This is a genomic window from Noviherbaspirillum sp. (assembly GCF_035944575.1).
Classification (GTDB): domain Bacteria; phylum Pseudomonadota; class Gammaproteobacteria; order Burkholderiales; family Burkholderiaceae_D; genus Noviherbaspirillum.
The window spans coordinates 1-16,255 of the sequence record NZ_DASZBA010000077.1 but is presented as its reverse complement, the minus strand read 5'-3'; the positions used below and the strand labels follow the sequence as shown (position 1 = coordinate 16,255).

Here is a 16,255-nt window from a genome sequence, read left to right as displayed (position 1 = left end):
CTATGCAGTCCGCGGCATCGCGCGCGCAGCGAAGGAGGGCAGTCAACTCGTCATTCTCCGGATGGATACGCCGGGCGGCCTGGATACCTCGATGCGGTCGATTATCAGAGCGATCCTTGCATCGCCTGTTCCGGTTGCGGGCTATGTCGCTCCGGGCGGGGCACGCGCCGCCAGCGCCGGCACTTATATCCTGTATGCGAGTCACATCGCGGCCATGGCGCCCGGCACCAATCTCGGCGCAGCGACACCGGTCGCGCTCGGCGGCATGGAGCCGGAGCGGGTGAAGCCGCCCGCCGAGCGGGATAAGGATGGCGTGGACAAGGATGCGGGGAAAAGCGCCGATGAAAATCGTGGCGCGGACCAGGCGACAACCTCGCCTTCCACCCGCAAACAGGTGAACGATGCCGCCGCCTACATCCGCGGACTGGCCCAAATGCGGGGCCGCAATGCGGATTGGGCCGAACGCGCGGTGCGCGAGGCGGTGAGCCTGCCGTCCGATGAGGCATTGAAGCTCAAGGTCGTCGATCACGTTGCCGCCGATGTGCCGGCGCTGCTGAAGCAGCTCGACGGCACATCGTTGACTGTTCTCGGACAGACGAGGCAATTGCATACCGCAGGGGCTTCGGTCATCGATGCGCAACCGGACTGGCGCGCCAGGTTGCTCGCCGCGATCACCAACCCGAGCATTGCGTTGATTCTGATGACCATCGGCATCTATGGACTTATGTTCGAGTTCATGAGCCCCGGCATGGTGGTGCCGGGTGTGGTGGGCGGCATCTGCCTGCTGCTCGGCCTCTATGCCTTGCAACTGCTCCCGGTGAACTATGCGGGGCTGGCGCTGATCATCCTCGGGATGGCTTTCCTGCTGGCGGAAGCCTTCCTGCCCAGTTTCGGCGCGCTCGGCCTTGGCGGCATCGCGGCGTTCGTGGCCGGTGCATTGATTCTTATCGACACCGATGTGCCGGGTTATGGCATTCCGCTCGGGTTGATCGCCGGTATCGCGGTCGTAAGCGCGTTGTTCGTCGCCGCCATCGCCGGCGTGGCATTGAAAACCCGCCGCCTTGCCGTCAGGGCGGGACCGGGAGACATGATCGGCAGCCTGGCGGATGTCGTGGACGTGACGCCGCACGAAGCGTGGGCGCATATTCACGGCGAAACGTGGCGGGTAGTCAGCGATGCGCCGCTGCATCGCATGCAAAGAGTGCGTGTCGTTGCGCGCAATGGACTGGTACTGCGGGTCGTTCCCGTCGGCCCTAACGAACAAGGAGAATAACCATGTACTTCGACTTCAGCATCGCCGGACTGATCATCCCCCTGATCGCGCTCATCATCCTGCTGGCCATGTCCATCCGCGTGCTGCGGGAATACGAACGCGGCGTCGTCTTCCAGCTCGGCCGCTTCTGGGGCGTGAAGGGGCCGGGGCTGATCATCATCATTCCGGTGCTGCAGCAGATGGTGCGCGTGGACCTCCGTACCATCGTGCTCGACGTACCAACCCAGGATGTGATTTCCCGCGACAACGTGTCGGTAAAGGTGAATGCAGTCCTCTACTTCCGCGTCGTCGATCCGGAAAAGGCCATCATCCAGGTCGCCAATTTCTTCGAAGCCACCAGTCAGCTGGCGCAGACGACGTTGCGCGCGGTGCTGGGCAAGCACGAACTCGACGACATGCTGGCCGAGCGCGAGCGGCTGAACCTGGATATCCAGCAGGTGCTCGATGCGCAGACCGATGCCTGGGGCATCAAGGTGGCAAATGTCGAGATCAAGCATGTCGACCTCGACGAATCGATGATACGTGCCATCGCGCGGCAGGCGGAGGCGGAGCGGGAGCGCCGCGCCAAGGTAATCCATGCGGAGGGCGAACTGCAGGCATCCGAAAAGCTGATGCAGGCGGCGCAGGTGCTGTCCCGGCAGTCGGGCGCGATGCAACTGCGCTACATGCAGACGCTGAGCACGATCGCGGGCGACCGGGCATCGACCATCGTGTTCCCCTTGCCGATCGAGCTGCTGACGGGCATGGCGGAACTGCAGGCGAAGATGCCGCGCAGCGAGCGCTGAGGGTATCCGCCATATGTCGTGAAATTGTAATTTCGCCGTTCAAACTGCTGACAATTTCCACACAGTCACGGCGGCGGCTGCTGCCTATCATGTCGGCTTTGATTCATATTTCAATGCCATGCCGACTTCTCGCCTACTCCGCTCACGCCTGCTCTGGTCAGGTTTTCTCACCGCCACGCTGACCGCCTGCGGCGGCAGCGTCAGCATTGGCAGCGGCTTCGAACCGCCGCCTCCGGTCAGCGTCGCCACGCCCGGCGTCGCTGCCGTCAAGTTGCGCACATCGGCCGGCGGCTGGACCGTGATGACGGAGAAGCTGCGTCCGCTGGCGAATGTCGCCGTGCCCGACCGGCGCCTCGTCATCAGGCGGGAAGGCAGCACGGCTTCCGGCGCCTATGCCGCGCCGGAAGGATGGTCGCTGATCGATTTCGCCACGCACCATCCGTCGCAGGACATGACAGTGGTGCTCGCCAGCAGCACCGGCATTCGCCTCGTGCGGCTCGACAAAGAGGGCAGGATGCTCAGGCAAGCCGACTTCGCCGATCCGCACGCCGCGACCGATCCGTTCGTCGGCGACACGCTGGTGATCCGCAATTCCCAATCGCTGGTGCCCTTCGCCACCCGGGATGCGGCGCGCGTCGCCGCCATCGGCGAGGACGCCGCTCTCGTGCTGCGCACAGGGCGCAATGCCGTCGTCGCCTATCGGCTCGGATACTCCGCGGCGGGTGGCTTCAATACGCAATGGCGCAGGATCGTCGAGCCCGGTGTGCCGATCGGTGGTGTCGGCCTGACCTCGGGTACCTTCGATCCTTTCGGTGGGCTGGACAACCAATGGCACGTCCATATGGATGTCAATGCCGAGGGGCAGATCGCGGTTGCCGTCGCCATCGGCCTGACCGAGATCGTCGACGGCCATTCGCAGCATTTCAACGAACCGCTCGACCCGGCACTCGCCAACGGCGTGCTGCTGACCCAGATTGCGCCCAATGGCGTGCGGCTGACGACCACGGTCGTCGATACGGCGAAGAAATCTGAAATCCACGCCATCCGGTGGGTGGGCGATTCGGTTGCGCTGGCCGGACGCGTGCGCAGCGAAATCGTTCCTGATGGCAGCGGCTGGGATGGTTATGTGGCCCTTGTGCAGCCGGCTACCCGGCGCGTGGCGGCGTACCGTACCGTGCACGCCGATCGCGGCGAAGTGATCTTCGATATCGCGCCGCTTGCCGGCGGGCGCTTTCTGGTCGGCGGCAGCGCCGGCTATGTCCAGAATCCATCGGGCGGAAGCATCTCGGAAGACGCCGCGCCGCTGTTGGCGATACTCGACGCGCAGGGCCGCCTGATTCGCCGGGTGCCGTTCTCCGCCGGGCCGCGCCACAACCAGATCCGATCGCTGGCGGGCTGGAAAGGCAACCTGCTGATCGCCGGCTTTGACAATGGACCGGGCACTCATTCCGCCGACAACAATCCCGCGCTGCTGACCGCGGACGGTTTCATCGAGGAAGTACCAACGCCGTAAAGGGATGAAGTGGGATCTCTTAAAAGGTTTTGAAGATGATGGCGTCTCTTCCGCCGTGCTTTGCTTCGTACATCAGCGAGTCGGCGCAGGCCAGCGCTTCTTCGACACTCCCGGGCGCATTGATGAAGGTAGCCGCGCCCATGCTGAAGCTGACCGGCCACTTGTTTGCACGCATCTCGGCATCCAGCTTGGTCTTCAGGTGCGTGACGGTGTTTTTAACTGCATCGGCGGAGGTCTCGGGCAGCATGACGGCGAACTCGTCGCCGCCCAGGCGGGCGGATGCATCGACGCTGCGCAGGTTGGTGTGCAGCGTGTGCGCGATCCGGACCAGCAGGGAATCACCGGTGTCGTGACCGAGCGTGTCGTTGACTTGCTTGAAATGGTCGCAGTCGAAATAAATCAGCGATATGGGATGCCCATAGCGCTTTCTCCGTTCGGTTTCCGCATGGAGCGCCTCATAGAAACCCTTGCGGTTCAGGATGCCGGTCAACGGATCATGCCTGGCCAATTTCTCCACCTGCTCGAACGCATCTCTCAACTTCGACTGCAGCCATACAAGCAGCACGATGGCAATGAGATCGCTGCCGATGTCGATCATGCCGTACACATCCATTGGCGGCTGTTCGTCCACCAGCACGCGCATGATCACCTGGTTGGTTGTCAGGGCGATGGCAAAGAGCATGCCCCATCGCGGTCCGGCGAACCAGGTAACGAACAGCACGGGAATCAGTTGCAGCAACAACAGGCTGATCTGCGGTTCGATTCCCACGTCCACCGCCGCGACGCCAATGAAGCTCAGCAAACCGATGACGAGCGCACGATCGCGCGTGATCTTGATCACCGGCCCATCTCCGGAAACATTCAGCAGCAGGGGGCGGCGCCGGCCTCTTTTGCGCCAGCGGCGTATCGCCTGCAGGCGCCACAGGCCGCTCACCAGAAAATATTCGGTCACGGCGGACACCACGGCGAGGACCGTCAGGCCAGTGATCAGGGGAAGACCGACACCTTGCGCCCATTCAACGAGATTGGCGAACAGGCCTATGACTTCCGTCTGCTGCGCCACGAGTTCTTCCGCTTCGCCTGGCAGGGGCGCGGTGTCGGTATCGGTGCTGCCGGTAATAAAGCCGCCCAGTTTGTAAGCGAAATAATAGATCGGCGGAAATGTAAGCGGATTGGTAACAAGGGTGCTGAAGGCGGCGACCGGCAGATTGACGCGGAAGATGATTGCACCGATTGCTGCGAACAGGATCTGCGCAAAGGGAATCATGAAGCCAAAGAACAGGCCGATGGCGACGCCGCCGGCGACCGCGCGCCGATTGAATTGCCAAAGGAAATGGTGATCGAGGTAGCGGTTGAAGGGTTTCAGAAAACGATTGTTCCGTAGCGCCGCCGATGTCGGCAAATGCTTGAAAAGACGGGGGCTACGCATCAATTCCACTCCTGGCTGATATGGCGGCAGGCTCCGGCCTGCCTACATCTGGTGTCGGCATGCCGGGAAACGCAGTGCTTCGCGCACACGGGACTTCATAGTATGTTCGTCTTTGCGCGCCGTACCTTTATCGAAGTCAAAGCACTGTGCGGACCTGCCCGGCAAAAAGAGGCACAAGTATATTTTGGATAGCCGATTCGCGCAGGCATGGTCATACCGGCACCGCGGGACGCGGATATGCGCCGGTCTGCTGACAATTCAATAATTACCGCGCCTGTATGGACCCGCCATACCGTTTTATTTCCCACCGGGCGACTCCGAACCCTGCCGGGCCGCTCCGCGCTTGACCGCTTCCGCATTCGGATCGCCCTTTTCAATCGCGGAATAATATTCCTGCGCCTGCGAGCGGCTGATGTGCGGCGGGAAGGGCGGCACGTTGGCATCCACGATCGCGTCGATCACGCAAGGCCGGTTTGCCTGCAGCGCGGCTTCCCACGCCGGCACGATCTGATCCGGTTGTTCGACCCGAATCGCCTCGAGGCCGAGCATGCGTGCATAGTCGGCATAGGAAAATCCGGGCAGCACCTGCGATGTGTCGTACTTCGGCTGGCCTTTCATCCCGCGCTGCTCCCACGTCACGAAATTCAGATCGCGGTTGTTCAGTACCAGGACGATGAGTTGCGGATTCTGCCATTGCCGCCAGGATTCCCCGATGGTGATCAGCTCATTGATGCCGTTCATCTGCATCGCGCCATCACCGACCAGCGCGATCACCGGCCGGTCCGGATGGGCAAGCTTGGCGGCGAGCGCATAGGGCACGCCGCAGCCCATGGTTGCCAGGCCGCCCGACAGGGAAGCCATCATGCCGCTGCGAATCTTCAGGTCCAGCGCATACCAGGCGGCGGCCGAACCGGAGTCGCAGGTGAGGATGCAATCGTCAGGCAGGCGCGGGGAGAGCTCCCAGAAGACGCGTTGCGGATTGACCGGATCGGCCGGGTCCATGGCTCTGGCTTCCAGCACCCGCCACCACGCCTCTACGCCTTCTTCGATCTTGCTGCGCCAGCGGCGATCGGCCTTGCGCTTTACAAGGGGCATCAAGGCACGCAGGGTTTCCTTCGCATCGCCCACCAGATTGCACTCCATCGGATAGCGCAGACTCACCATCCTGGGCGAGATGTCGATCTGCACCCCGCGCGCTTGCCCCTCTTTTGGCAGGAATTCGGCGTACGGAAAGCTCGAGCCGACCATCAGCAAGGTATCGCATTCATTCATCATGTCGAAACTGGCCTTGGTGCCGATGATGCCGATCGTGCCGGTGACGAAAGGTAGTTCATCCGGCACTGCGGCCTTGCCCAGCAGTGCCTTGGCGATGCCGGCGCCGAGCAGTTCGGCAACCTCGATCAGTTCCTCGCCGGCATGCAGCGCGCCCGCGCCCGCAAGAATGGCCACCTTGTTGCCGCTATTCAGGATATCGGCCGCTTCCTGCAAGGCGTCGGGTGCTGGGGCAAGGCTGCGACCGACCGTGCCGATGCCGGAATGCACGCTGCCATGCTCGCGCGACGGCACTTCCACTGCATCGAGATCCTGTACATCGCTTGGAAGAATGACGCAGGTGACGGTTCGCTCGTCGCGCGCGATGCGCACCGCGCGGTCGATCAGGTGCCGTACCTGCTCGGGGCTGGTGGCCATATGCACATAGTCCTTCGCCACATCCTTGAACAGCGACACCAGATCGACTTCCTGCTGATAGTCGCCGCCGAGCGATGCGCGCTTTTGCTGGCCGACGATGGCGACCACCGGCTGATGATCCATCTTGGCGTCGTACAAGCCGTTCAGCAAATGAATCGCTCCCGGCCCCGAGGTCGCAAGGCAAACGCCGACTTCGCCGGTGAACTTGGCGTGCGCACACGCCATGAGGGCGGCGAGCTCTTCATGTCGCGTCTGGATGAACTGGATATCGTTCTGGCGGTTGAAGGCGGCCATGATGCCGTTGATGCCGTCTCCCGGATAGCCGAACACGCGGTGGATATTCCACTCTGCCAAGCGCTGCAATAAAAAGTCACCGACTGTTATTGTCATTTGAAGCTCCTGTGCATATGAAGTGGACGAAAATTGTGTGCATTCGGAAACCGATAGGGACGGGTATTTCCGGTCTGAAATTGGTTGCCGGGCATGCTTCCTTGCAGATTCCTGCTTGAAGCTCCGTGCTTTGCGGTCCCTATATCAATATTGCAATCAGCCCGTTTCGACCCGCGCTCCGGTGATTGATTCAGTGATTTCCCCACTTCCACGCTTTTGCCGTTCCCCGGATGCCCCGTCCAGGCGCGCCTCCTGCTGGAGAAACAAACTGCCCCCAGAGTTTTTTGGCGGTCCGTTAAACCAAATTTCCGGGATGCTGTCATTTAGTTATCGTTTGACGGCCGTTGAAAATTGCAGGCCTTCATCAGGTGGAAAAAACACGAGCCGCGGATCGATGATCAGACATCGTGCCGCTTCCGGCCGGGGTGCATTCCTGCTGATGACGGAATTTTCTTGGCGCCGTCATTTCATTCCGCGCTGACAGGAAAGTACATGCAATGCTGAAATCAGTTGTGGTGCGCGCCGGACTTCTGTACTTGGTGTGGTGGATCATGAGCGGCGGCAGATCCGACGCATGGTTGTTCGGACTCGTGGTCGTCGCGCTTGCTGTCGTGGTCAGCTTGCGCCTGCAGCCGCGACGCGCCATCGCATTCTCAATCACCGGTTTCCTGTTGTTTTTAATTTTTTTCCTGGGCCGCTCCCTCAAGGGAGGCGCACAGGTCGCCGCCATTGCACTGATGCCGAGAATGAGCCTGCATCCGGCCATCGTCGAGGTGGAGCTGCGTCTTCCACATGAGACCGAACGAATATTTTTGGTCAGCATATTGAGTCTTTTGCCCGGAACCCTCAGCGCGGGCCTGGATAAGCATCGGTTGTTGCTGCATGTGCTCGATTCGCGGCTGCCGGTCGAAGAGGAAGTAATGAACGCCGAATGGCAGGTGGCTCGCATGTTCGGGGTGGAATTGCGATGAGCGGCCTGCCATTGATGCTTGCTTTATTCATGTTCGCCAACCTGATGGTGGCATTGGTGCGAGCAGTGCGTGGTCCGACATCCGCGGATCGGCTGCTGGCTGCATTGCTGTTCGGGACGACCGGCGTGGCAATCCTTCTTCTGCTGGCGTATTCCGGCGGCGGCAGCTCCCTGGTGGACGCGGCCCTGGTATTTGCATTGCTCGCCGCAATTTCCGGCGCGGCCTTCGCGCAACGCGCATGGCGGTATGAACAGGGAGAGGCGGAAAATGAGCGCCATTGAGATAATCGGGAACGCCTGTTTGCTGATCGGCGCGGCCTTCTTCCTGGCGGGAACGATCGCGCTGCTGCGCTTTCCCGATGTCTATACCCGTTTGCATGCACTGGCCAAGGTGGACAACATCGGACTCGGCTTCACCACGCTGGGCTTGCTGCCAAGGGTCGATGATCCGGCCTCGGGTTTGAAACTGATCCTGGTATGGATGCTGGTGCTCGCCGCAAGCGCGGCAACGAGCTTTCTGGTTGCGCGCCGTATTCGCCGGCGCGGCATCGCGCACTGGGAACGGCCGCAACAATGACCGGAATCGTATTCGATCTGCTGCTCGTAGCGGCACTTCTTTGGAGCGCCGTCCGCGCGGTGACCGTGCAGGACCTCTTTCGCGGGGTGCTCCTGTTCATCGTGTTTGGCTTGCTGATGGCGCTGGCATGGGCTCGTCTCGGCGCTCTCGATGTGGCTCTCGCGGAGGCGGCGATCGGCGCCGGCCTGAGCGGCGCGCTGCTTCTGGACACGGTGGGACATTTGCGCGCCTATGGGCAACGGGTGCGGCGATGAACCGGATGCGTCGCTTCATTGTGATCGCGCTGAGTGCCGCGCTGAGCGTCATGATCGGCTTGTCCGTGCTGCAGCTCCCGGAGGCGCCTGTGCGGCTGGCTCCGCAGGTCGGTGCGGAAATCGGCAACAGCGGCGTCGAGCATCCGGTCACTGCCGTTCTGCTCAACTTTCGCGGCTACGACACCTTGCTCGAAATTGCCGTGCTTCTGCTGGCATTGATCGGCGTGCTGACTGCGACCGGCGAGCAGGAGACCGGCGGTGTCCGCGTATCCGGGTCGCCGCAAGCCGTGCTGCAATCGATTGCACGCGCGCTGACACCGCTGATGGTGGTCGTTGCAGGCTATCTGTTATGGGCCGGATCGCATCAGGCCGGGGGCGCCTTTCAGGCCGGGGCGGTGCTGGCTTCCTGCGGCGTGCTCCTCTACCTGGCCGGGGTGATACCGGCGTGGACGGCGCCCGACCTGCTGCTCCGCGCCGGTCTGGGGGTCGGCTTTCTGGTATTTCTCGCCGTTGCCGCGTATCCGCTTCTTACGACTGCCGCAACGGATGGCAACTTGCTTGAATATCCGCGGCAGTATGCCGGCATGCTGATCCTGCTGATCGAAGCCGCGCTGACGCTTTCCATCGGCCTGATATTGGCCGGCCTGTTCCTGTGGCTGCCGGACGAGCACGAGGAGACGGAGGAATGAGCCAGGGACTGCTATTCGCGCTTGCCGGCATTGCCTTGTTCTCGACCGGGGTGGCCGGCGTCATCCTGCAGTCGCACCTGATCCGGAAAATTATCGCCTTCAACGTCATGAGCAGCGGCACGTTCCTGGTGCTGATCGGGCTTGGGCAGCGCGACGGTGCCACCGATCCGGTGCCGCACGCGATGGTGCTGACCGGTATCGTCGTGTCGGTCGCGGCGACCGCGCTTGCACTTGCACTGGCGCGACGGCTGCTGAATCTCGGCGGTCAAATGCGCTTGACTGCCGATATGGACGAGAAGGAGAAGAATGACTGAGCCCGCCAGCTGGCTGATCCTGCTGCCGCTGGCATGGGCAACGCTGGCCTTCCTCATGGGACCCGGACGCGGAGGATGGATTGCGCTGGCCGGCCTGTCGGCCCAGTTGGCGTTGGCGTTGGTCATCGTCGGTCAGGTCGCCGGCGGCAGCGTGCTGACCCATGCGATCGGCGGCTGGGATGTGCCGCTCGGCATCGGCTTGCTGGCCGACGGGCTGTCGGCAATGATGCTGCTGCTCGCGCAATTGATCGCGCTGCCGCTGGCGCTCTATGCCCGTGCCTATTTTTCCGCACATCCGGAAGGCGTGCGCTACTTCTGGCCGCTGACTGGTTTTCTGATGGCGGCAATGAACGCGTTGTTTCTGTCCGCCGATGTATTCAATCTCTATGTCACTCTGGAGCTGCTGGGCTTGGCCGCGATCGGGCTTGTCGCCTCCTCCGGCGGTCGGGCATCGCTGGTGGCTGCGCTGCGCTACCTGTTTGCGACCCTCATCGGTTCGGGCGCCTATCTGATGGGCGTGGCGCTGATCTACGGCGTCTACGGCAGCGTATCGATCTCCGTGCTGGAACCGCTCATCACGGACACCGCGCCCGATGCGATCCTGCTGGCAGGCGCCCTGATGCTGGTCGGGCTGATGCTCAAGACGGCGCTCTTTCCCTTCCACTTCTGGCTTCCTCCAGCCCATGGCGGAGCGCCGGCGCCGGTATCCGCATTGCTCTCGGCGTTGGTAATCAAGGCTTCCTTCTATCTGATCGCGCGCCTGTGGCTGACGCTTTTCATGCCGCTGGCGACGCCCTCGATGGCGTTGCTGCCTGGGCTGCTTGGTGCAGGCGCCATCCTGTGGGGTTCGGTGATGGCACTGCGGCAGACACGGCTCAAACTGCTGGTGGCGTACTCCACCGTTGCCCAGATCGGTTACCTCTTCCTGCTGTTTCCGCTGGTGACGCAGACACCGCCGGAGGCGGCACAGAGCGCATTTCAGGGCGTGGCCCTGCAGGTGTTCGCCCACGGACTGGCGAAGGCGGCGATGTTCGCCGCCGCCGGCGCGGTGATTCTGTCCACCGGCCACGACGATATTGCAAGACTGGGCGGCATATCCAGCCGGTTGCCGTTGACGCTATTTACCTTCGCACTGGCCGGCGTGTCGCTGATGGGGCTGCCGCCGTCTGCCGGCTTTCTCGCCAAGTGGCTGTTGATCGACGGCGCGATCGCCGGCGGCCAGTGGGGATGGGTATTGGTGGTCATCGCTGGCGGGCTGCTGACAGCCACATACGTTTTCAAGGTATTGCGCCATGCGTTCCTTAAAACCGAGCAGAGCGCCAATTTCCTGCCGCTGCCGCTCATGGTCGAATGGCCGCCGTTCCTTCTGGCGATGGCAAGCCTGATGTTGGGTGTCCACGCTACCGGCATGTTGAGACTGGTGGGCGCGCCATGACCTGGAACGAGGCACAGCCGCTGCTGATGCTGGCCAGTTCCCTGGTGGCCGGCTTGATCATTTTTGGCATGCCGGAGGCATGGAACGGTCCGCGCACCGCGCTCAATCTTGCTGCCGCCCTTGTCAAGCTGGTGCTGATCGCCGGAATGCTGTTGGGCGTGGCGGAAGGGGAAGAGTATGTATTCCGCCACGCCGTACTGCCTGGCCTGGAGCTGGTCCTGCATGCGGATGCGCTTGCCATGCTGTTCGTGACACTGTCCGCATCGCTCTGGTTGCTGACCACGCTGTATGCGATCGGCTATTTGAAGGGCGCTCGGGATCAACGCCGCTTCTTCGGCTTTTTCAGCCTGTGCGTCACCTCAACGGTCGGTGTTGCCATGGCCGGCAACCTGTTCACTTTCTTCTTTTTCTATGAATTGCTGACCTTGTCCACCTATCCGCTGGTGGTGCATAACGGCACGAAAGAATCCTTAAAGGCGGGCAGCATCTATCTCGCCTATACGCTCACCGGCGGCACGGTGTTGCTGACAGGGGTGGTATGGCTGTACGGGCTGCTCGGCCAGGTGGACTTCGTGCATGGCGGTTCGGTGTCGGTATTGGGGGCGGGGCATGAAAACGAGCTTCGCCTGATTTTTCTGCTGCTTATCGCTGGTGTGGGCGTCAAGGCTGCGCTGGTGCCACTGCATGGCTGGCTGCCGCGCGCGATGGTGGCGCCGGCGCCAGTGTCTGCCCTGTTGCACGCCGTTGCAGTGGTGAAGGCGGGCGCGTTCGGCGTCATGCGCGTGGTGTACGAAGTGTTTGGCGTCGACTATGCGCAATCACTGCAATTGCTGACGCCGCTTGCGATCGTGGCATGCATCACCATCCTGTGGGGGTCGCTGCGCGCGCTTTGGCAGGACGACCTCAAACGGCGGCTCGCGTTTTCGACGATCAGCCAGGTGTCCTATATCGTCCTTGGCGTGGCGCTGTACGGTCCGGTCGGAACCATCGGCGGGCTGGTACACCTTGTGCACCAGGGCATCATGAAGATCACCTTGTTTTTCTGTGCGGGTAACTATGCCGAAACGCTCGGCATCCACAAGATCAGTGAAATGGACGGTGTCGGACGGCGTATGCCGCTGACGACGGCGGCATTCAGTCTCGGCGCCCTCGGGATGATGGGCGCGCCGCTGACAGCCGGCTACGTCAGCAAGCATTATTTGTCCGAAGGTGCCGACCTGGCGGGTGCGCCGTGGGCCGGCTGGGTCCTGATTGGATCAAGCATCCTGAACGTCGCCTATTTTCTACCTATCCTGTACCGGGCATGGCTCAAAAAAGAGCCGGCCGACTGGCCGGATGAAAAAATGCCTCGGCGGCGATGGCAGGAGACCGCTTCCCTGTTGCTGATTCCGCCGTTGATCAGCGGCATCTCGATTGTCGGGGTCGCCGTACTGGCAGATCATGCATGGAGCCCGCTGTCGTGGGCAAAGCTGATCTCCGAACGGGAAAACATGCCTTCCAGGTAGTTCGCCCCTTGCTTATTGAACTGCAGGGAATATCGTAGATTGCATTCACCCAGGAGGAAACAGGTATGAATAAAATCCTAGTACCCTTTGATGGATCGGATAGCGCGATCCGCGCCGTCCGATATGCAGCAACACTTGTCGGCAGTAACACCACGCGCCGGCTGGAGTTGCTCTATGTGGCAAATTCGATGCCGATCGGAACGCATGGCACGCTGTCACAGGATCAGGTCAACGAGCGTGCAGCCGCTGAAACGGAAACAACCGTGCAAGCGGCGCGCCGGATTCTCGACGATGCAGGGATTGCCTATCAGGTTCACACCCGGCTTGGATCGGCTGCGAGCGAAATCACAAAGTACGCGGAAGAGTCCGGTTGCGACGGAATCGTGATGGGAACGCGGGGAATGGGGCCGGTCGCCAGTGCAATGATCGGGTCCGTGGCAACAAAAGTGGTCACCCAGGTCGACGTGCCGGTGACCCTGATCAAGTAATCCTAGCGCACCCTCAATGGTCCATCATCCATTGCGGCTAAAAGGAACTTGACGTCCTGCGACACATCCCATTGCCTCCGGGCGCCGGCACGGACGCACGGAGGCACGGAGGCAGGCGAGAAGGGCGGGCAAGGCGCTTGCCCGAATATATCGCATTCCACAATGCCATCCCCCGGGAGAACGGCATGTTCAAGAAAATACTGGTGCCGACCGAAGGATCCGAACTATCGGCGAAGCCGATCGAAGCGGCGATTAAGTTGGCGCAACTGCACGGCAGCACGATCGTGGCGCTGGCCGTGGCGGAGCCGAGACTGATGCATTCCCTCAATCCGGATGTCGTCGCCGATGGCACCGAGCATGAGGCCAGGAACAGGGAGAAGGCCAGGGCGGATCTCGAATTCCTGATAAACGCCGCAAGACAGGCTGCCGTCTCCTGCGAGCCGGTCATGGTGCAATCACGAACGCCGTATCAGGAGATCATCGATGTTGCGGAGCGGTACGGTTGCGATGTCATTTTCATGGCCACGCGCGGCAACTTCGGTGTGCTTGAAAAAATGTTCGGCGCGAGCCAGACACACAATGTGATCGCGAAAACCCCGATTCCCGTCCTGGTGTTTTCATGATGAATCCGTCGCTTATTGCTGGGCCGGCGTAATCCGCCACACGATATTGCCCACATCGTCGGCCACCAGCACCGCGCCCTTGCGGTCCACCGCCACGCCGGCCGGACGTCCGAGGGCGTTGCCGTCGGCATCGACGAAGCCGGTCAGCACATCTTCCGGCATGCCTGCCGGCTTGCCGTCGGCGAACGGCACGAAAATCACCTTGTAGCCCGACAGCGGCTTGCGGTTCCATGAGCCATGCTGGCCGATGAACGCGCCATTGCGGTATTTCTTCGGCAGCAGGTCGGCCTCGTAAAATGCCAGGCCGAGATTGGCGGTATGCGCGCCGAGCGCATAGTCGGGCACGATGGCCCTGGCGACGAGGTCGGGGCGCGGTGGCTGCGGCCGCGCATCGACGTTCTGGCCGAAATAGCTGTACGGCCAGCCGTAGAAGCCGCCATCCTTCACCGAGGTCATGTAGTCGGGGACCAGATCGCTGCCGAGTTCATCGCGCTCATTGACCGTCGTCCACAGGGCGCCGCTTTGCGGTTGCCAGGCCAGTCCGTTCGGATTGCGCAGACCCGACGCGAACAGACGCGTGGCGCCGGTCTTCGGGTCGATTTCGAGAATGGCCGCGCGATTGACCTCATTTTCCATGCCGTTCTCGGCGACATTGCTGTTGGAGCCAACGGTCACGTACAGGCGTGTGCCGTCGCGGCTGGCAATGACGTTCTTGGTCCAGTGATGGTTGATATCGCCGGCGGGCAGGTCGGCAACCTTCACGCCGGCGGCGGCGATCACTGTTTCGCCGGTCTTGTAGGGAAAGCGCACCAGTGCATCGGTATTGGCCACATACAGATCGTTGCCCACCAGCGCCATACCGAAAGGCGAATACAGATCCCGCAGGAATACCGACCGCGTTTCGGCCACGCCGTCGCCGTCGGCATCGCGCAGCAGGGTGATGCGGTCGGCGCTCGGCACACCGGCCCCGGCGCGCTTCATCACCAGTTTCGTGATCCAGCTCTTGATACCTCCCTGTTCATCCTTTTTCTTCGGCTTGTTCGATTCCGCAACGAGCACATCGCCATTGGGCAGCACATGCAGCCAGCGCGGATGGTCGAGACCACCGGCGAAGGCATTCACCGCCATGCCTGCCGCCGGGACGGGCTTGCTTCCTTCCGGCCAGCCCTTGGCCGGAGCGATCTTGACAGTCGGGATGGCGCTTTTGACAGGGTCAACGAGTTTGGGATTCGGACCGACATCGGCATTCGCCGGCAGCTTTGACGTGTCGCCGCAGGAGGCGACGCCCAGCACGAATGTGCCCGCAAGGGCGACACGCAGGGTATGACTTTTCATGACAGGTCTCCATCGGAAACGGCGAAGTGGCGCCGGGTCCGATAACAGATGCGCAATGAGGAGAACGGCAAAGGACGACAGAAAGACAACATTTTGAAGTTGTTGTTCCTGCATTTGTCTATAACAGCCGACATGACAAATCGACTACCCACTGTGGCGTAAACGCAAAATTCCCAATTGAAACAAAATGTTAAATCCTTCTTGCCGCTTGGAACTATTTCGCTGCGGCAAAACTCTGATTGGAAATTCTCGAGTTTCTTGAGAATTATCAATTGACGTTTATAAGAGGGGAAATTTTCATGTCCAGGGAGTATTCGGGCCGTAGCTATATGCGGTCGCTTTCATGTGCGAGTCTTGCGACGCTGTTTCTGGCGTCATGTGGTGGCGGAAACAACGATGGTTCCGACTTCGCAACCGGTTCGACGATGACATCCAGCAGCGCAGTGTCAGCATCCGCCGAAGTACCGATGCAAACGGAGCAAAACAAATATCTTGCGACCGTCACGCAAGTAGCTGCACCGGTAACCACAACCACATGGACGCGTTGCGCCACCGAAGAGCGTACCTGCTCGTTCACCGGCACGCGTCAGGTTCGTTACGGCTTGAATGGCGTCTACGCCACGCGTACCGCGACCGGCTCGATCCGCTGCTCCAATGATGTGTTCGGCGATCCGCTGCCCGGCGCCGACAAGGTCTGTGACTATGCAACCACGGTCACCGCACCAGCGCCGGCACCGGCGCCTGCACCCGCTCCGGCTCCTGCACCCGCACCGGCTCCAGCACCGGCTCCAGCGCCAGTGACATCAACCACCTGGACACGCTGCGCCACCGAAGAGCGCCTGTGCTCGTTCACCGGCACGCGTCAGGTCCGTTACGGCTTGAATGGCGTCTACGCCACGCGTACCGCGACCGGCTCGATCCGCTGCTCCAATGATGTGTTCGGCGATCCGCTGCCCGGCGCCGACAAGGTCTGTGACTATGCAACC

16 protein-coding genes and 1 pseudogene are annotated in these 16,255 nt (G+C 61.6%); 14 read left to right on the top strand and 3 right to left on the bottom strand.

Annotated elements, in window-relative coordinates; translation table 11 throughout:
• From VGU61_RS04385 to VGU61_RS04375, 3 genes are all read left to right on the top strand, one after another.
• Window positions 1-1,273: nodulation protein NfeD (locus VGU61_RS04385; protein WP_326857881.1), on the top strand; the 1,273-nt coding region annotated here is incomplete at its 5' end.
• Window positions 1,274-1,275: 2 nt separating this feature from the next.
• Window positions 1,276-2,058 carry a slipin family protein gene (locus VGU61_RS04380; protein ID WP_326857880.1) on the top strand — a complete coding sequence of 261 codons (783 nt, stop codon included), beginning with the start codon at window positions 1,276-1,278 and terminating at the stop codon, window positions 2,056-2,058.
• A gap of 118 nt (window positions 2,059-2,176) precedes the next feature.
• Entirely contained in the window at window positions 2,177-3,571 is a 1,395-nt protein-coding gene (locus VGU61_RS04375; RefSeq protein WP_326857879.1) for a hypothetical protein, read from the top strand.
• A 19-nt stretch (window positions 3,572-3,590) separates the two neighbouring features.
• On the opposite strand, the gene VGU61_RS04370 is transcribed toward VGU61_RS04375, so the two are convergent.
• Window positions 3,591-5,000, bottom strand: a complete 1,410-nt coding sequence (locus tag VGU61_RS04370; protein WP_326857878.1) for a DUF2062 domain-containing protein — start codon at window positions 4,998-5,000, stop codon at window positions 3,591-3,593.
• 297 nt (window positions 5,001-5,297) lie between these two features.
• Window positions 5,298-7,079 carry a thiamine pyrophosphate-requiring protein gene (locus VGU61_RS04365; protein ID WP_326857877.1) on the bottom strand — a complete coding sequence of 594 codons (1,782 nt, stop codon included), beginning with the start codon at window positions 7,077-7,079 and terminating at the stop codon, window positions 5,298-5,300.
• A 497-nt stretch (window positions 7,080-7,576) separates the two neighbouring features.
• On the opposite strand from VGU61_RS04365, the gene VGU61_RS04360 reads away from it, so the two are divergent.
• The 10 genes from VGU61_RS04360 (at window position 7,577) to VGU61_RS04315 (ending at window position 13,934) form a co-directional block, all read left to right on the top strand.
• A complete protein-coding gene (locus VGU61_RS04360) occupies window positions 7,577-8,050 on the top strand; it encodes a Na+/H+ antiporter subunit E (protein WP_326857876.1) in 474 nt (157 codons plus the stop codon).
• Entirely contained in the window at window positions 8,047-8,331 is a 285-nt protein-coding gene (locus tag VGU61_RS04355) for a monovalent cation/H+ antiporter complex subunit F (protein ID WP_326857875.1), read from the top strand. The genes VGU61_RS04360 and VGU61_RS04355 overlap by 4 nt, the downstream gene beginning before the upstream one ends.
• Window positions 8,318-8,626 (top strand): monovalent cation/H(+) antiporter subunit G, encoded by a 309-nt coding sequence (locus VGU61_RS04350; protein ID WP_326857874.1) that lies wholly within the window; start codon window positions 8,318-8,320, stop codon window positions 8,624-8,626. The genes VGU61_RS04355 and VGU61_RS04350 overlap by 14 nt, the downstream gene beginning before the upstream one ends.
• On the top strand, window positions 8,623-8,880 hold the full coding sequence (locus VGU61_RS04345; RefSeq protein ID WP_326857873.1) for a Na(+)/H(+) antiporter subunit B: 258 nt from the start codon (window positions 8,623-8,625) through the stop codon (window positions 8,878-8,880). Before VGU61_RS04350 ends, VGU61_RS04345 begins: the two co-directional genes overlap by 4 nt.
• Window positions 8,881-8,885: 5 nt before the next feature.
• On the top strand, window positions 8,886-9,569 hold the full coding sequence (locus tag VGU61_RS04340; protein WP_326857872.1) for an MnhB domain-containing protein: 684 nt from the start codon (window positions 8,886-8,888) through the stop codon (window positions 9,567-9,569).
• Complete coding sequence (locus VGU61_RS04335) at window positions 9,566-9,883, top strand: NADH-quinone oxidoreductase subunit K (protein ID WP_326857871.1); 318 nt, start codon at window positions 9,566-9,568, stop codon at window positions 9,881-9,883. The genes VGU61_RS04340 and VGU61_RS04335 overlap by 4 nt, the downstream gene beginning before the upstream one ends.
• A complete protein-coding gene (locus tag VGU61_RS04330; protein ID WP_326857870.1) occupies window positions 9,876-11,318 on the top strand; it encodes a complex I subunit 5 family protein in 1,443 nt (480 codons plus the stop codon). Before VGU61_RS04335 ends, VGU61_RS04330 begins: the two co-directional genes overlap by 8 nt.
• Complete coding sequence (locus VGU61_RS04325) at window positions 11,315-12,823, top strand: complex I subunit 5 family protein (protein ID WP_326857869.1); 1,509 nt, start codon at window positions 11,315-11,317, stop codon at window positions 12,821-12,823. The genes VGU61_RS04330 and VGU61_RS04325 overlap by 4 nt, the downstream gene beginning before the upstream one ends.
• Window positions 12,824-12,888: 65 nt before the next feature.
• Window positions 12,889-13,311, top strand: coding sequence for a universal stress protein (locus tag VGU61_RS04320; RefSeq protein ID WP_326857868.1), 423 nt, complete (start codon window positions 12,889-12,891; stop codon window positions 13,309-13,311).
• Between the two features lie 185 nt (window positions 13,312-13,496).
• On the top strand, window positions 13,497-13,934 hold the full coding sequence (locus VGU61_RS04315; RefSeq protein ID WP_326857867.1) for a universal stress protein: 438 nt from the start codon (window positions 13,497-13,499) through the stop codon (window positions 13,932-13,934).
• 12 nt (window positions 13,935-13,946) lie between these two features.
• Here VGU61_RS04315 and VGU61_RS04310 read toward each other — a convergent pair whose 3' ends face one another.
• Complete coding sequence (locus tag VGU61_RS04310) at window positions 13,947-15,269, bottom strand: sorbosone dehydrogenase family protein (protein WP_326857866.1); 1,323 nt, start codon at window positions 15,267-15,269, stop codon at window positions 13,947-13,949.
• Between the two features lie 467 nt (window positions 15,270-15,736).
• Between VGU61_RS04310 and VGU61_RS04305 the strand changes: the two are divergent.
• Window positions 15,737-16,255, top strand: a pseudogene (locus VGU61_RS04305) (hypothetical protein); the annotation flags it as partial.

Bases quoted from the DNA above. Each gene is read 5' to 3' on its own strand.
- VGU61_RS04380 (WP_326857880.1), top strand. From the start codon at position 1,276: ATGTACTTCGACTTCAGCATCGCCGGACTGATCATCCCCCTGATCGCG.
- VGU61_RS04375 (WP_326857879.1), top strand. From the start codon at position 2,177: ATGCCGACTTCTCGCCTACTCCGCTCACGCCTGCTCTGGTCAGGTTTT.
- VGU61_RS04370 (WP_326857878.1), bottom strand. From the start codon at position 5,000: ATGCGTAGCCCCCGTCTTTTCAAGCATTTGCCGACATCGGCGGCGCTA.
- VGU61_RS04365 (WP_326857877.1), bottom strand. From the start codon at position 7,079: ATGACAATAACAGTCGGTGACTTTTTATTGCAGCGCTTGGCAGAGTGG.
- VGU61_RS04360 (WP_326857876.1), top strand. From the start codon at position 7,577: ATGCTGAAATCAGTTGTGGTGCGCGCCGGACTTCTGTACTTGGTGTGG.
- VGU61_RS04355 (WP_326857875.1), top strand. From the start codon at position 8,047: ATGAGCGGCCTGCCATTGATGCTTGCTTTATTCATGTTCGCCAACCTG.
- VGU61_RS04350 (WP_326857874.1), top strand. From the start codon at position 8,318: ATGAGCGCCATTGAGATAATCGGGAACGCCTGTTTGCTGATCGGCGCG.
- VGU61_RS04345 (WP_326857873.1), top strand. From the start codon at position 8,623: ATGACCGGAATCGTATTCGATCTGCTGCTCGTAGCGGCACTTCTTTGG.
- VGU61_RS04340 (WP_326857872.1), top strand. From the start codon at position 8,886: ATGCGTCGCTTCATTGTGATCGCGCTGAGTGCCGCGCTGAGCGTCATG.
- VGU61_RS04335 (WP_326857871.1), top strand. From the start codon at position 9,566: ATGAGCCAGGGACTGCTATTCGCGCTTGCCGGCATTGCCTTGTTCTCG.
- VGU61_RS04330 (WP_326857870.1), top strand. From the start codon at position 9,876: ATGACTGAGCCCGCCAGCTGGCTGATCCTGCTGCCGCTGGCATGGGCA.
- VGU61_RS04325 (WP_326857869.1), top strand. From the start codon at position 11,315: ATGACCTGGAACGAGGCACAGCCGCTGCTGATGCTGGCCAGTTCCCTG.
- VGU61_RS04320 (WP_326857868.1), top strand. From the start codon at position 12,889: ATGAATAAAATCCTAGTACCCTTTGATGGATCGGATAGCGCGATCCGC.
- VGU61_RS04315 (WP_326857867.1), top strand. From the start codon at position 13,497: ATGTTCAAGAAAATACTGGTGCCGACCGAAGGATCCGAACTATCGGCG.
- VGU61_RS04310 (WP_326857866.1), bottom strand. From the start codon at position 15,269: ATGAAAAGTCATACCCTGCGTGTCGCCCTTGCGGGCACATTCGTGCTG.